The following is a 14428-nucleotide window of genomic DNA, read 5'->3' as shown; positions in this document are numbered from 1 at the left end:
TGTTTGCTCTTCCATCGAAGCATCAGGCCCTTCCTGCCAGGTCCAGCCCTGAGACCGGCCCCGACGCTAGTGCCGGTCCGGCACAGCTGTGCCGGACCGGCACGACGAACGCTCGTATCGGCCGGTGACGCGGTTTTCTCGATCGCACCAGGGCCGGCACCGCGCCTGCCCGGCGAGGCAAGGAGGCCCGGTGGAGACGACACGGACAGCGGACGTCGTAATCGTCGGCGCAGGGATCATCGGGCTGGCCTGCGCACTGGAGCTGGCACAGAGCGGAACCTCGGTGGCGCTGATCGGGCCATGCGCCGGCCGGCACCCCGGGCAGGCGAGCCGGGCAGCGGGAGCGATGCTGACGGTGTTCTCCGAGGTCGAGGCCGCACATCCACCGGAGCGGGTCGCCATCGAAGTGGCCGAACGGGTCGCCGCCCGCGTCGGCTACGAGGCCTGGCTGGACCAGCTCGCCGAAGGCGGCCAGCCAGTGACACTCACCCCGGGCGTGTGGGTCACCGCCAACACGCCCACCGACCGGGCCGAACTCGCCGCGATCGCCGCCGCGGCCGCTGGCGCAGGCGTCCCCGGCGAGCTGCACTCCCCTGGCAACGTTCCCGGGCTGGTCTCCGAGACGGTGTTCGAAGCGCTGTGGCTGCCCGGCGAAGCCGGCGTCGACGCCGAGGCCTTGACCGGCTCGGCCACGGCAGCGGTGCTCGCACATCCGCGGATCTGCTGGCTCGATACTGACGCCGTCACGGTCACCGAAGCCGGATCGGCGATGCGGGTCGCCACCGCCGCCGGCACGACGGTCACCGCCGAGCAGGTGGTGCTCGCCGCCGGCGTTCAGATCCCGGCGCTGCTGCGCCACAGCCCGGGACTTGAACTCGCAGCTCCGCCGGTGCTGGCCGGGCGCGGCGTCAGCATGGTCCTCGACGCCACCCCGGCCCCGGTCGCCTCGCCGATCCGCACGCCCAACCGCGGGTTCGCCTGCGGCGCCCACCTGGTCGCCCGCACCGACGGCGGGTTGTACCTGGGCGCCACCAACCGGCTCAGCACCCACCCGGTCCTGGACCGCTGCCCCAGCGTCGACGAGATCGCGACCCTGCTCCACGACGGCACCCACGAACTCAACGCCGACCTGCGGCACGCCCAGATCCGTGAGGCGCGAGTCGGCTACCGGCCCTACACGACCGACCATCTCCCCCTGGTCGGCCGGACCGCGCACCCGAAGGTGCTCCTCGCGACCGCCACCTACCGCTGCGGGATGCTTCTCGCACCACACGTGGCCCGCCTCATCCAGCACGAGGTCGACCACCCAGGCGCCCTGCTCGATCACCCGTACTCACCGCGGCGATCAATCCAGACGCCCGGTCTGACCGAGCTGCTCACCGCGCACCGCACCGCCCTGGCTGACGTCATCTGCCAACCCGGCGGCTCGCTGCCCGCTGGCACCGCCGCAGCACTCGGCGGACATCTGTGCGCTGCGCTGGCTCACCAGCTGGCCGACCCCGCGGTGCAGCGGCTCGCTGCCTCCGCCCCAGTCGAGGAAGTCCTGCCGCTTCTGCTGGACGTCGCCGGGCGGAGGAGCCAATGACCTTGCCCGCTCCCCTGATCGAGATCGTCACCGCGCTGCGCCCACCGGCCGTATCCCTCACCCCGACATCCACTTTGGACGAAATCGGCTTCGATTCGCTCGATCGGGTCCGGCTCGCCGCCGCGCTCGAATCGGCCTACGGCGTCGTCATCCCCGACGCCGTCCTGGCGGAAGTCCACCGACTCGGCGACCTCACCGCAGTCCTCGGCACCCACCCACCGGCCGAAAGCCAGTCGCAGATCGTCCCCGACCGAATCCCTGCCCCGCGCGAGGCACCTCGCCCACTGCCGCCGGCGGTCGTGCACCCCAGCGCCGAACTCGGCGAGGCCGCTCACGTCGGGCTCGGAAGCCGCGTCTGGCACCGCGCCCAACTCGCCGACGGCGTCGAAGTCGGCGAGGAGTGCACACTGGGCACCGGCGTCCACCTCGGCACGGGAACCCGGGTCGGCAACCGGGTCAAGATGCAGAACCTGGTCCAGGTGTTCGGCGCGGACATCCACGACGACGTCATGCTCGCACCCGCCGTCCTCATCCTGGAGGATCCGGCACCGCGTGCCGTCACCCCGGCAGGAGCCCCGCAGACACCAGCGGACTGGACGGCCCGACCGGTGACGGTCTGCCGCGGCGCCACCATCGGCGCCGGCGCCGTTCTGCTCCCCGGCGTCCGGATCGGCGCCCACGCTCTGGTCGCCGCCGGAGCGGTCGTCGACCACGACGTCCCACCGCACGCCCTCCTTGCCGGCAATCCCTGCCGCCAGATCGGCTGGGCTTGCCTCTGCGGCCACCGCCTCACCAACGACACCTGCCGTCATTGCGGCACCCGCTACCAGCGAGGCGCCCACTCAATGTGACGAAAAGGCAAGCGGACAGTGACGGACCCTGCGGGCTAGCCTGCTCTCCGTGACGACGCCCACCGCGACCCAGCGGGAATTCTTCGAGAAGTACCCCATGGCCATCCCCTCGGCCGGCGTGCTCTTCTTCGACACCCCCGACCACGAACGCGTCTTCATCGTGAAGCCGAACGGCCGCACACTCTGGGAGATCCCCGGCGGGGTCACCGAAGCACGAGCCGGGGAATCACCCGTCGCGACCGCCCGCCGGGAGATCGCCGAAGAACTCGGCCTCGACATCACCGTCGACCGGATCCTCGGCATCGACTCCGTCCCCGAAGGCCCCGACCACGCACCGATGATCGCCTTCCTCTACTACGGCGGCGTCCTCACACCCACCCAGCTCAGCTCGATCCGCTACGTGGACCACGAAATCGGCGACAGCCGATTCGCCCACCCCGACGAACTCGCCGCCATCATGGTGCCCCGCCTCGCCCGCCGCGTCGCCGCCTGCGCCCACCACGCCCGCACCGGCAGTCTCACCCCACTCCACCTCCAACACGGCACCAACTCGGCGACCATCTAGCCGGGACCATGCCGCTGGCCGCACCAAGGCCCACACCGGGCACGTGCCGCCGCATCCCGGGCAGCTTGCACATCCGAGACAGCCTCCTACAGCGGGCTGGCCAGCGTCACGGTCTCGCCGATGTTCCCGCGCGCTGTATCCGACCGCCGTCGAGCGCAGCAGTACATCACGGAACGGCACAGAGCACTATGCTGCGGCGCTCACCATGCGAAATATGGGTGAACACGGTTCCCCGACGGCCCAGCCTCATGACCATATGACCGCCGTCCGCCCAACTGCAACCCCCACAAAGAAGTTTATAGAGACGCGACGACCGCCAGTACTCGGGTTCACGGCATGCAACCGATCACATCGAAATAGGAGGCCATGCCCGACTAGCGGGCGAAATTTGACGCACGCGAGATTTGCCACGACGCTTTCTCGATACCCATAGCCTACGCGCTTGCGCTCATCTGCCTCAACAGGTCCGCGGTCCCAGATTACAGTCTCGCCTCCGACACGTGGGACCGCGAGGTAAACAACGAACGACAACTGCCTCACAAACTGTTGGTCAAGCGGATTAACTTCGAATTCGGTTGCCACATTGTCGAAGTGCACTCGTGCCCCCGCAGAGATCTCACGTACGGTCCCACCGTACACATCTCTGCCATTAATAGTGGCCGACCGAAGTGAGGTACCAAGCACCTCCGCGAGTCGAGTCAGCGCAATAGAGCGAAGTTCGACCAGTGACGGGATAGACTCGCAGCGAGTGATTGTCTCCGCCATCGCGGTCCAGTAATCCGAGCGTAAAACACCGCGCTTCTTGAAGTCGTTCAACGTCGGCCCAAACCTAGCGATCGGCGGAACGACGCGACTTTTGTTGTACCAATCAAAACGAATGCCTTGCATTGCGCGCATTGCTTCTTCACAAAGGCCAAATGGGGCGACATTTGCAACCCGAATTGCGTCAACTTCACCATTGGCCAGCTTTGAGTAATTTGAACTGTCATCGCCACTCACCGAACCACCCCCCCGACTTATCTGCCAGAAAGTCGTTTCGATGCCGCCAGATCCGGAAACGCGATTCGACTAATCCGTTCCTCGACCGCTCGCATGTCCGAAGCCTTCGCCTGCGTCACCAGATCTTCAAGCAGATTCAGGAAGGAGTCTCCGTCATCTCGAGCCTCACGCTCGGCGAGAACAAAAGGATGAAGCGTGTCCCAGGTCTTCAATAACCTGTAGTGCACGGGTACGACTGCCATGTCAGGATTCACAACGCCGATCGCAACGCAGTATGCAAGCGTCGAGTAATATGAAAAGACAACCTCGGCGTCGTCGCGAATTTCGTCCGACAAGCCACCAAAGCCAGATTCCGAACTAAAAGTTGGCAGCTCATTCCAAACTCTACGCTCTCGGTGGCGAAATTCGGGCGTGCGAGCCTCGCGCAACAAATCAACGAAGACTGGAATCTGATTCTGCTGCTTGATTAACAGATGCTGGCGGATTGCAAGAAGTGACGACATTGTCAGTGCGAGAAGTGACGCCACGATCGCACTGACATTCAGAACGATGATCGTCGCGTCCACGTATCTCTCCACTCAGAACATCCGCCAAGCCAGACCCATCGTGCCCCCATGGCAGGTGCCGTGTCTACCCCCGGATGGCATGATCGGCGTACTTGCGGAGGTACTGACATGAAAACGATCATCGCGTTGAGCGCCGTCCGTTACGATCGCGCGCTACTGAGCCGGCTACCGTACCTGCGCTTCGCAGAAGAACGGGCGTTCTCTCATGTCGGCATGTTACGAGACCGAACCACCCGCTTGATCATCATCGCCGAAGCGACCTTCGAAGACGCCATCGTCGACTACTACCTGCGCGATGTTGCTGGTTTTCACGAAGTCGAGCTACCAGGTGTCAAAAGGCGCATTGAACTAATACAGCCGAGACAGCGACCCCACTTGCCGCTCGATACACTCACACTCCATGACGAGCCACTCGTGGCCCGACTCAAAGGCATCATTAAGGATGCAAGGCAAACGCGATTGGTAAACTTTGCCGCTTCTGCCGATACAGACTTACTCAGCCAGACACTCGGCGTCCCAGCCGAGCAAGCACCTCATAACCTCACTCAACAGTGGGGAAGCAAGAGTGGCGGCAAAGAAGTCCTTCGTCGGAGCGGCGTACCCACCCCAGGCGGCTCCGCAAATTCCGCATACTCCTGGCAGGATGTAGCTGCCGCCGTTCAGCAACTCGACAAAACCATGTCAGGCTTGATTGCCGTGAAGCTAAGCGACCCAAAATGGGGTTCAGCGGTCGGCACCGTAGTAATGAATCGTTCAACCATCAGGCCTAACAGCAGCCCTGCACACGGAGTAGTCACGATACGGCAGCCCTGGGCAGCCTTTACCAAAGAAATGGAGACCGGCGGAGCCATTGTAGAAGAGTACTTAGACGATGTGATCTCCGCTCCTAGCGGACAAGCGTTTATAGACCTTTCTGGTGCCGTGCAGGTAATTTCGACTCATGATCAAATACTGATCAACGATCAGTACATGGGATGCATAAGTCCAGCATCCGAATTCGTCGCAACAATAAATAGACATTTGGAGTCAGTAGGCTCAACCCTTGCAGCCATCGGCATAAGGGGACATTTTGGTGTCGACTTCATTGTAAGGGCAACCGGCGATTTATTGGCGACCGAGATCAATATCCGCAAGGTGGGTCCTACTCACGTACTTGCACAAGCCAAAGATGCGGTTGGCGAAGCCACCAGCTTACATTACGTACACCGGCGAGTACATCAACCACAACTACTCAGAAGCTTTAGTGCGAGTGGCGTCATCGAAGCACTCCGAGATGAAGGTTTACTGTTTGAAAGGCGCACACGAAAAGGCGTCCTTTTGCATATGCTCAATGCCGTGTCGCCATGCGGCTACATAGAAACGACTTGCATTGGAAACTCATTGGACGAAGCGTTTGACATCGATCAACGGCTCCATTGCAAGCTCGGACTCCGCCTGAATGGAGCCGCAGACATTGTCTAGCCCGGCCGCTCAGGTCCTGAAATCGCTTCGCGAAGACAACGGCGAATTGACTGCATCGTCAAAGCCAGTATCGCACGGATATTTTTTGCGATTCTCATATCGCTTTGACAGTCAGTCATATACTCACTGGACTTGACACGGCCGCCCGACCACCTCACATCAATCCCTGTGGGTGCCGCAAACCACATCCACGCATTTCAGGCGGCATGTCTGTACTGATGGAGTACTCCGTCGAGGCGGTCCTGTCGGCGTATCACGAGTCGTTCGAACCCATCGGGATCAAGGGCTTGAGGCCGTGCTCGAAGGGGCGCCGCGGCGGCAAGCGATCAGTGGGTTCGGTGCAGATTGTAGTGCCCCTCATACTCGCGAAGCGCACACACCGGAGGCGAGCCTCGTTCCAGATCAACGTGCGGTCCAGCAGTTCGGCGCGTACCTGTGGGTGCCGAAACTGTGTCACCGCATGCGACCTGCTGATATTCGTGAATCAGTCCACCGAGCCGATCACGCAGGCGAACCCGCCCGACGCCAGTCATTCTGACGGGAACCAACACCTGATCGGGCGTCGCTGGCCCAAAGAGCGATGAGGTCGATGCTGGTTGAAGTGATCGACGTACTCGGCCAACACCTTCTCCAGATGACGCCGGTGGACGACAAGGCGGTCGCCACCTGCCTGGGCACGCGGCACTTTCCAGGGCCGACTGCAGGGCCCCGTGTCGAGGTCACGTTGGGGTTCTCTACGTCCGCCGGGCCGTCGGCAGTGGCGGCGAGCACGAACTCTCGACCCGCGGTTGTTCACATCGTTCATCCTTCTTGGCCTCTACCAGGGCCTCACCGAGAACGTCACGCTGTCGCGGACGCTGCACCATTACCTGAATGTGCTGTCCCTGCACGTCGCCGACCAGCCGGTCCGGCTTCCGCGGCCGCAGAGCTGCGCTGGCCAAAGCGCTGGGCCGCTGACTGGTCAGGACGCCGCACGGTTCCGGCGGCCGGTACGCCGGTAATCTCGCCGTATCGGGCTCGACCACGGTCAAGCCGACCGGGATCGTCGAACTCCACCGCAGTCGATACAGCCCTCGCGAGGGCCGGCGACCTGTCGAGGACCGACCTGGGTGCCGGGCTGCCGTGCGCTGCCGACCAGGTCCACGTCGAGCCACGTCGCCGGCGGCCTCGAACCGGAGAGCCAAGCTGCCAGTTCAACCAGCGCGGCGTGGACGGTAAGCCCGTTTAGGTAGACCACGGACGGGTTGGCCGAGCCGGTTCCGTAGCCGTGCCGCCGATCGAGGGCCTGCTGTTCGGCGGACTTCGCCCAGCGCGCGATCTCGGCCGGATCCAACTCGTCCAGGCAAGACAGGCAAGGACCGTCCGGCAGGACCAATACGACACGGCCGCCGAGAGCCGCGGGCTCGGCGGTGTGGTCGGCCCCGGTGGCGATGTCGAGGTAGGGCACCCGCGAGTCGACCGCGATCTGGTTGAGCCGGTGCCGGGGACCGTCGTGGTCGACGCACCCGATGATCAGGTCGACGTCATGAAGTTCCGGATGCGGTTCGGCAACGGTGATCCCCGGCCGCTGCCCGACCTTGATGAGCGGGTCGATCGCGCGCATCCGGCGACGGGCGACGAGCTGCTTCGGGCTGCCGATATCGGCGTGGTCAGCGGTCACCATCCGGTTGAGGTTGGTGGTTTCGACCAGGTCATCGTCGAAGATCAGCACATTGCGAAAGCCGAGGTAAGCGAGCGCGGCGGCAACGTGCGACCCGGTCCCGCCGGCGCCGACAAGGGCGACCCGCAAGCTGCCGATCGATGCCTGGGCTTCGTCCCCGAGGAGCGGAAGCTGGCGGGTGAACCGCTCGTCTTCCACCGCACGGGCGTTGAGGACGCGCAAGGAGGTGCCGACGGAGACCACCGTGTCGAACGGACGGCGTTCCACGCCTCCGGCCTCAGTCGGTCGCCACCACTCAGCCCACAGGGAGCCCTCAGCCCAGACCGCCGCGCCGTAAGGGGTACCGTCCAGGAGATCCAGCACGTACCCCGCCATGGGTTCGAGGTTTGTCTCGTCAATGCGTGAGAACTGCGGGGGCCCGATGTAGTGATTGTGGAACTCGACCAGACCCCGGCCGGATGTGATGGCTCGGTTGTGCACCTGGTCGAGTGCGTGGTCCTTGATGGACCAGCCGTGGGTGCTCTGGTGAACTTCTCGGTCGTCGATGAGGACGACGTCCACGACCTCGAGAACCGGGCCGTTCGGGTCGTTGCGCAAGACGTCGGTCAGGGCGAAGGCGAAGCGTTCGCCTGAGGCCTTCCTGAGGTGCTGTTCGATGCGGGCCCAGTGGCCCGGCACGGTGAACTTGAGGGTGCTCATAGTCGTCAATCCGCTTCTTGGAATCGGGTGAGGGCACCGGCGAGGTACTCGGCGAGGTTGCTGCCGGAAGCCGGGTCGGCGGTCGGCCTCCAGTCGCCGGGCTCGACGTGGTACGAGAACTGCAGCCACGGCTTGCCCGCGTGCACCTGCACGCCCTGGCTATTGCCCGGCGTCCCGCCGTTCGCGAGGGTCAGGTCGGGCCGGCCACAGATGTTGTCCGGCTGCCCTGCCGGGTAGTTCGGCGGGATTGGGAACAGCACGTCGGTTTCTTCGTGCGACCAACCGGCCGGAAGCCGGTGGCCAGGCAGCACGACGACGAGCGACTCCCTATCGATGCGGGCTCCGGGGTATGCCTGGCGCAGCAGGGTTTCCTCCTGCGCCAGGCGCGCCGTGAGCCGGTTCGGCTCCGTCATGAATCAGCCCCGCTTGAACCGCGGACGGCGCTTGAACTGCGCTCCGGGAACCAGGTGAATCGTCTCGTCGGGCGCGACAGTCTTGCGGGTCCCGTCCGGCAGGATCTGGATCAGTCCGTCGCCGGAGCTGATACCGGCGATGGCCATGATCTCCGCGCCGGTGACGGTGGGGTGCTCGTGCTCGTAGGTGGTGCCGTCGACGTCGAACACGAACTTGGCCTGTTGTTCCCCGGGGTGACGTCCCGGGGTGTCGTCGATGTCGGCACTGGTGTGGGTGGCTGGCACATCGCCTCCTGTGGTCGGCCCGCCTGATGCGGGCTTTCACTAAGAGGTCGTCGGCCTCGTCGGTTCCACACCCCCCTCTTCGGGAAAATCTTGCAATTCTTTGTTTGCTCGCGCGTACATGAGCTCGACCGTGTTCGGCGCGATCGCGGCCAGCCTGCGGGCCAAACCTTCCTCGTAGGTCGTGACCACGATTTGGTCGACGGCGCCCGCGTCGGCGGCGAGCAGGAGTGTCCGTGCGATGGTGGCGCGGCGGCGAGGGTCGAGGTGCTCCAGGGGTTCGTCGAACCAGATCGTCGACGCGCGCGCCAACGTCTTTATCAGAAGCAATCTGGTCACCAGTAGCGCTGTCGCACGTTCGCCACCGCTGAGGTCGCCGAGGCCGAGTTCGACGTCGCCGTGCTGGACACCCAGGTGCCCATCCGGACCGAACCGCAGCCCGTCACTGCCGAACACGAGTTTCCAGCGGCGGCTGATCTCCTGGGTGAGCGGTTGTATCCGTTCGTTCAGGTAGTGGTCCGCCACCCGGTTCACGGTGTTCTGTGTAACCTCGGCGACGGCGTCCTCGCGAGCCGCGGTCAAAAGGTCGTTGTGCTCACGTCCGGCTTGGCGCAGGCTCGCTGCCTTTCGTCGTGCTTCCGATAGCCGGGCACCGAGTGAGCCATGTTTCTCGGCGAGCTCGGACACCAACCGGCGTGCGTTGGCTAGCTCGATGGCTGCGGCCGGGCCTGGGTCTTCGTTCTCGGGCTCGATCGGAGTCTGCAGGCCGTTCAAGGTCCGGCTGAAGTCGGCTATTGCGGCAAGCCGCCGCCGGACGGACGCGGTCTCCAGGTCGCGGCGTTCGACCTCGGTGCGAGCGTGCACGCCGAGGTCGCCGTGCGAGGCGAGTGCGGCGTCGCGCTCGGCCGCGCTGAGCGGGCGCAGGCAGGTCGGGCATTCAGTCATCGCGGCGCTCAGGAGATCGGCGGCGTTCGCGGCCGTCGCCGACGCGACCTCGGCTGCTGCCCGGGCAGCCAGGCTGTCCTGCAGAGCAGCGTCAGCTTCACGCTCTTCATCGGCCAGCGCGCTCGCCGGATCGCGCGCGCCGACATCCAGCACGTCGGTCATCTGCACGACTAGGTCGCGCACTCGATCGTCGTAGTCCTTTGCGCTGTGGCGGTAGCGTTCCCACGCATCAGCTCTGGCTGTAGTGACTTCAAGATCGCCGATTCGTGCTTCGGCGATGCTTCGCTCCCTAGCAGCCGCTTCGACTTCATGCTCGAGGTCGGCTACTTCGCGGTCGGCTTCGGCGACCGCCCCGTCGGTCGCAACGAGATCGTCACGGATCGACTTGATCTTCGCAGCCAGGACGCCTCGGCGCTCCTTGAGCTGGGAAGCGGCATCCAGCAGCGGCTGGATGCCGAAGACGTCCGCGAGGTGGTCACGGACCGGAAACCCAGTGTCCTTCCCAGTCGCCTTGGTGCCGAAGATGAGCGCATCCAACAGACCCGGTCGAGCAGACCAGGATTCACGGAGAATCGCTTCGTACTGATGTTCGTTTATCTCCGCACCACCGGCCGTCGCGGTGAAAGTCGCGCTTCCGGTTCGCTTCAGAGTCCTGGTTACCTGCAGATCGGGATACCCGGGCAAGTTGAGTCCGAGCCGGACGGTTGCCGATTCGCTTCCGCTTCGGACGGCGCGTCGACGGTCTTGGCCGGGGCTGCCGAGTAACCCCCACCGCACCGCTTCGACCAGCGAGGTTTTCCCCACTCCGTTGGGAGCAACGAAGAATGTGACGGGACGAGTGAGATGCAGGTCCAGACTCCGGTACGCCCGCCAGTTGGCGAGCTGGATACTGCGGATCACGACGCGCCTGCCCCACTGACCCTGGCGAGCTCGGCCAGCAGTTCATCGCCGGCCAGACGTCGCTCCTGAACAGCGGTGACCATCGCGGCGATCGGCGAGGAACCGATTTCTTGGAGCCAGCGCTGCCCCTCTTTCTTGTGATCGAGGCGCGGCTTCCCTTGGAGAGCCAGTTGCCATTGATCCTGGGCGGCTTCTGCCCCGGTCGTCTCGGTGTCAGCGGCGTCGAGGAAGCCGTCAAGCCCTACAACCTGGTCCCAAGCTGGGAGCAGCTGATCGAAATGCCGGCCGAGGGCGATGTCGAGCGGTTCGGGCGCCGGACTCCGCGGAGGTAGCCATCCGCGGACCGGGTCCACCGAGCGCTGAGCGTCGGCCGCGGTGATCAGCACCGCGCGTTCGGCATCTGCCGAAGTGATCGCGAGCGACGAGATCGGGCTCTCGCGGAAGAACGTGGCGACGGCTTCCGCCCCTCCGAGCCACTGGCCCGGTTCTGCCAGGCACACGGCGACGATTTCACCGAAGACCGCCGACTGAGCGATCGGGGCCATCCCTCTTGGAACCCGTGCTCCCCAGGAAGGGGAAAACTCGAGATCGATCTGCCCGCCGAACCGGAACTGCAGGTCCTCAAGCACCTGCCGCACGCGGCCGTTGCCGGGATCCCGCCCAGTCGTCGGTGGCGTCTCCGGGGTCTTCGACCCGGGCACGAGTCCCAGCCGGATCGCCACCGGGTCCTCCTCGACAGGAGGCGGCTCCGGGCCGCGATCGGCGAGCGCCGCGACGATCTCGAGCTGTTCCCGCACGGTGTCGCGTAGCTCTTGAGGCAGTTCAGTCAAGTCCGGCTCCGGTCCACGCCCGCGCTTGAAGAGCAGGTACCGCTCGGTCATGTCGCTGCTCAGGTCGCCGATTTCGTCGTCACCGTTCATCATTTGCCCCTTCATGATCGGGTGATCGCTTCCGTTTGACGCATCTGCGCAGCGCATCCAGCGCTCGATCGCGTTGCCTGCCGACGGACTGATAACTCCTCCCCGTCTGCAGCGCCCAGTCGGACAACGTAGTGCTGTTCATGATCGTCTCGCGCACGACGGCGCGCTGCTCGTCGGTGAGGCCCTTCATGCACTCGAGAGCCACCCGGAGCAGCACCTCCTGCACTGCTGCTTCCCGTACATCATCCTCGGCGAACTGTGGATCGGCCGTGACGCCGAGGTCGATGACGAGGTCACGCATGCGCTCGCGTTCGCGAATGATGGCCCGGCCGGCGTCCTGTCCCCGGCGGTACGCGATCGTCTTGGCAAAGCCGATCAAGGACTTCACGCCCGCAGGCCCGATCCGCTCCAGCTCGAGGAACGCGTCGTACACCACGTCGTCGACATCGTGTTCGTACGCGACGTCCGCGGTGATCATCGCGATGCCCTGGCGAGCCCGTTGGCGCATCGGCGCGCGAACAGCTTTGAACAGGTCGAGGCGCTCAGCACGTCCATCCTGCCACGCGCTGAGCAGCTCGTCGTCCTCGTTGACCTGCGTCATCACACCCTGGTCGACGGACCGACCCGGTCCACACCCCCAACCGACGAAATACCGCACCAAAGTGATTCACATCACAGTTCAACACACTGTATCTGACGCATAGTCATACCGCATGACCGAGCGTGACCGACGACAGCTCATGGCTCCGTACGATGGCGGAAAAGAGGTCTACCTGGGGGTCCAGGTGCAGACCCGGCGGATGGTCGACCGCGCGGTCGAGCGGGCCGCGCCGGTGCTGCGCAAGATCCTGCCCGAAGCCGTCGACGCCGAGCTGACCGCGCTGGACTCCGAGGTCGAGCACCTCGACCAGGTCATCGGCAGCGCCGGGCTGGAAGGCCGTCCGGTGCACGCCGAGGAGATGTCCTGGCTGATGCACCGCTCCTGCTCCCTGGGCCTGCCCGCCCCGCGGAACATGCCCGCCGTGCCGGGCGCGGCCTGGGAGCCCGAAGACCTGGCCAGCTTCACCGACGCCGCCGACTACTACGCCGACCCGTACGCGCCGACGGTGACCGTCCGCGGCCGCACCGGCTCCAACGCCGGCGTCTCGCGCCACCTGGCCGTGCTCACCGTCGGGCAGATGCACGGCCTGCAGATCCCCGAGGTCGACGACCCCTGGATCCAGCACGCCGACCGGCTGCCCGCCGCGGTCGAGGTGTCCGCGCGCATCTACGTCCGGCGCCCCGAAGACATCGCCAGCGAACTGCAACGGCAGATGAACAAGCAGCTGCCGAACCTAGAAGGCCGCGTCGACCTGCACCTTGAAGTCGTGGTATTCCGCGATGTCGTCATTGCTCATGAGGCTGAATATCTTGGGCTCGTCAGGAAGCACCTCGTTCACGAAGCCCGTCGCGGTTCCGAGGATCTTCCCGTTCTCGTCGAAGAAGGTCGCTTTGAGAACACCGCTCACGGGGTCGGATCTGTTGCTGCGCGCTTCGCCGTGCACCTCGAGACCACCCAAACCGCTCGTCTTCACGCTGAAGTTTCCCAACGTGAGTGCCGCTCCCGTGTTGCGGTGCGGAGCACCACCGTTGGCCGATGTGATCCCGCCATGCGGGCCCGGGTCGACCGGGCGCTTCTCGGCCGGCGGAGGAGGGGTGGTCGACTTCGCCGGCGGGTGGAGGTCGCCGGACGCAAGCCAGTCCGTGCTGGCCTGCAAGTCGACCGGGCACCCCAGCATGGCAAGCCGCTGCGCGAGCAGGGTACGCGCTTTCGCCTCACCGTCCATCTTCACCACGTTGCGCCCGCCGATGTCGGTGAACGGCCGGAGCCGTCCGATCTCGACGAAGATCGTGCGGTCCGTGAACAGCGCCAGCGCCATGCCGGCCTCGAAGAGGACGTTGGGCCGCGCCTGCCCCGCCGGCCGCAGATCCGGGTCGTCATCGTCGTCCTTGTGTTCTGGCTGGAGCTGCGCGATGTCATCCGGCGTTAGCAAGACGACGACCGCGAACGCGTCCGCGAACACGGTGTCCAGCACGTCGCCGACGTACGGCGCCCCTTTACCCGTCTGCTTCAGCGCGTCAGCCCACTCGACAGGTTCAAGCTTCAGCGCACGGAGGAAGTCGAACATCCCACGGCGAAGTCGCCGGTCGCGACCGTGGATCACGAACACCCGGCGCGGATCGGCCACTCCCCGTCCGGGGCCCCATGCGTGTCCCTGCCAGGCGATCGGCTCGTCGGGGACGGCCATCCATGACGACTTCAGCAGCCGGAGCGCTCGGTCCGGATCGTCCGATGTGATCCGGACCGTCAAGCCGCTTTCCGGATCTTCCAGTTCCACGCAGCACTTCGCGCCACCGACGACGGACGGCTGACGAGCGAGCCAGCCCCGGGCGACGCTGGCGATTTCCGCGGTCATCCCAGCCATCCCGCCGCCGAGCAGGACGGCGGCCAGAACGAGCACCGTCCCCGGTCCCCGATCTCCTATCTCGACCCCTCGTCGGCTGGCGAACCCTGCCTCGTCCAGCGCTTCCTCGAGTTGTTC

At 65.1% G+C, this 14428-nt stretch carries 13 protein-coding genes and 1 pseudogene; 5 read left to right on the top strand and 9 right to left on the bottom strand.

Features of this window, described 5'->3' with window-relative positions:
- The first annotated feature begins 190 nt into the window (after nucleotides 1-190).
- From Q5425_RS32220 to Q5425_RS32210, 3 genes are read left to right on the top strand one after another with little or no spacing between them, the layout of a single operon-like run.
- Entirely contained in the window at nucleotides 191-1585 is a 1395-nt protein-coding gene (locus Q5425_RS32220; RefSeq protein WP_308676117.1) for an FAD-binding oxidoreductase, read from the top strand.
- Complete coding sequence (locus tag Q5425_RS32215) at nucleotides 1582-2436, top strand: phosphopantetheine-binding protein (RefSeq protein ID WP_308676116.1); 855 nt, start codon at nucleotides 1582-1584, stop codon at nucleotides 2434-2436. The genes Q5425_RS32220 and Q5425_RS32215 overlap by 4 nt, the downstream gene beginning before the upstream one ends.
- 49 nt (nucleotides 2437-2485) lie before the next feature.
- Complete coding sequence (locus tag Q5425_RS32210; RefSeq protein WP_308676115.1) at nucleotides 2486-3001, top strand: NUDIX hydrolase; 516 nt, start codon at nucleotides 2486-2488, stop codon at nucleotides 2999-3001.
- Between the two features lie 1016 nt (nucleotides 3002-4017).
- On the opposite strand, the gene Q5425_RS32205 is transcribed toward Q5425_RS32210, so the two are convergent.
- On the bottom strand, nucleotides 4018-4566 hold the full coding sequence (locus tag Q5425_RS32205; protein ID WP_308676114.1) for a hypothetical protein: 549 nt from the start codon (nucleotides 4564-4566) through the stop codon (nucleotides 4018-4020).
- 108 nt (nucleotides 4567-4674) lie between these two features.
- Between Q5425_RS32205 and Q5425_RS32200 the strand changes: the two genes are divergently transcribed.
- Nucleotides 4675-6027: a peptide ligase PGM1-related protein gene (locus Q5425_RS32200; protein WP_308676113.1), complete on the top strand. Its 1353-nt coding sequence runs from the start codon at nucleotides 4675-4677 to the stop codon at nucleotides 6025-6027.
- A 529-nt stretch (nucleotides 6028-6556) separates the two neighbouring features.
- On the opposite strand, the gene Q5425_RS45845 is transcribed toward Q5425_RS32200, so the two are convergent.
- The 7 genes from Q5425_RS45845 to Q5425_RS32170 form a co-directional block, all read right to left on the bottom strand.
- The gene (locus Q5425_RS45845) at nucleotides 6557-6832 is read right to left on the bottom strand and encodes an integrase core domain-containing protein (protein WP_396135283.1); all 276 of its coding nucleotides are present in this window, start codon (nucleotides 6830-6832) and stop codon (nucleotides 6557-6559) included.
- Between the two features lie 222 nt (nucleotides 6833-7054).
- A complete protein-coding gene (locus tag Q5425_RS32195; RefSeq protein ID WP_308676112.1) occupies nucleotides 7055-8386 on the bottom strand; it encodes a ThiF family adenylyltransferase in 1332 nt (443 codons plus the stop codon).
- Between the two features lie 5 nt (nucleotides 8387-8391).
- The gene (locus tag Q5425_RS32190; RefSeq protein WP_308676111.1) at nucleotides 8392-8799 is read right to left on the bottom strand and encodes an E2/UBC family protein; all 408 of its coding nucleotides are present in this window, start codon (nucleotides 8797-8799) and stop codon (nucleotides 8392-8394) included.
- A gap of 3 nt (nucleotides 8800-8802) precedes the next feature.
- Nucleotides 8803-9084: a multiubiquitin domain-containing protein gene (locus Q5425_RS32185; RefSeq protein ID WP_308676110.1), complete on the bottom strand. Its 282-nt coding sequence runs from the start codon at nucleotides 9082-9084 to the stop codon at nucleotides 8803-8805.
- Nucleotides 9085-9123: 39 nt separating this feature from the next.
- The gene (locus tag Q5425_RS32180) at nucleotides 9124-10926 is read right to left on the bottom strand and encodes an AAA family ATPase (protein WP_308676109.1); all 1803 of its coding nucleotides are present in this window, start codon (nucleotides 10924-10926) and stop codon (nucleotides 9124-9126) included.
- The gene (locus Q5425_RS32175) at nucleotides 10923-11846 is read right to left on the bottom strand and encodes a hypothetical protein (protein ID WP_308676108.1); all 924 of its coding nucleotides are present in this window, start codon (nucleotides 11844-11846) and stop codon (nucleotides 10923-10925) included. The genes Q5425_RS32180 and Q5425_RS32175 overlap by 4 nt, the downstream gene beginning before the upstream one ends.
- Nucleotides 11836-12447 (bottom strand): hypothetical protein, encoded by a 612-nt coding sequence (locus Q5425_RS32170; protein WP_308676107.1) that lies wholly within the window; start codon nucleotides 12445-12447, stop codon nucleotides 11836-11838. The genes Q5425_RS32175 and Q5425_RS32170 overlap by 11 nt, the downstream gene beginning before the upstream one ends.
- A gap of 124 nt (nucleotides 12448-12571) precedes the next feature.
- Here Q5425_RS32170 and Q5425_RS32165 point away from each other — a divergent pair.
- Nucleotides 12572-13204: pseudogene (locus Q5425_RS32165) on the top strand (ATPase); the annotation flags it as partial.
- On the opposite strand, the gene Q5425_RS32160 reads toward Q5425_RS32165, so the two are convergent.
- On the bottom strand, nucleotides 13181-14134 hold the full coding sequence (locus Q5425_RS32160; RefSeq protein ID WP_396135284.1) for a TIR domain-containing protein: 954 nt from the start codon (nucleotides 14132-14134) through the stop codon (nucleotides 13181-13183). The pseudogene Q5425_RS32165 and the gene Q5425_RS32160 overlap by 24 nt on opposite strands.
- Nucleotides 14135-14428 lie beyond the last annotated feature (294 nt).

The sequence above is a fragment of the Amycolatopsis sp. A133 genome, assembly GCF_031082405.1.
GTDB lineage: Bacteria > Actinomycetota > Actinomycetes > Mycobacteriales > Pseudonocardiaceae > Amycolatopsis.
This window is presented reverse-complemented; position numbering and strand designations above follow the sequence as displayed.

Bases quoted from the DNA above. Each gene is read 5' to 3' on its own strand.
- Q5425_RS32175 (WP_308676108.1), bottom strand. From the start codon at position 11,846: ATGAACGGTGACGACGAAATCGGCGACCTGAGCAGCGACATGACCGAG.
- Q5425_RS32195 (WP_308676112.1), bottom strand. From the start codon at position 8,386: ATGAGCACCCTCAAGTTCACCGTGCCGGGCCACTGGGCCCGCATCGAA.
- Q5425_RS32160 (WP_396135284.1), bottom strand. From the start codon at position 14,134: ATGGCCGTCCCCGACGAGCCGATCGCCTGGCAGGGACACGCATGGGGC.
- Q5425_RS45845 (WP_396135283.1), bottom strand. From the start codon at position 6,832: ATGAACGATGTGAACAACCGCGGGTCGAGAGTTCGTGCTCGCCGCCAC.
- Q5425_RS32190 (WP_308676111.1), bottom strand. From the start codon at position 8,799: ATGACGGAGCCGAACCGGCTCACGGCGCGCCTGGCGCAGGAGGAAACC.
- Q5425_RS32200 (WP_308676113.1), top strand. From the start codon at position 4,675: ATGAAAACGATCATCGCGTTGAGCGCCGTCCGTTACGATCGCGCGCTA.
- Q5425_RS32215 (WP_308676116.1), top strand. From the start codon at position 1,582: ATGACCTTGCCCGCTCCCCTGATCGAGATCGTCACCGCGCTGCGCCCA.
- Q5425_RS32170 (WP_308676107.1), bottom strand. From the start codon at position 12,447: ATGACGCAGGTCAACGAGGACGACGAGCTGCTCAGCGCGTGGCAGGAT.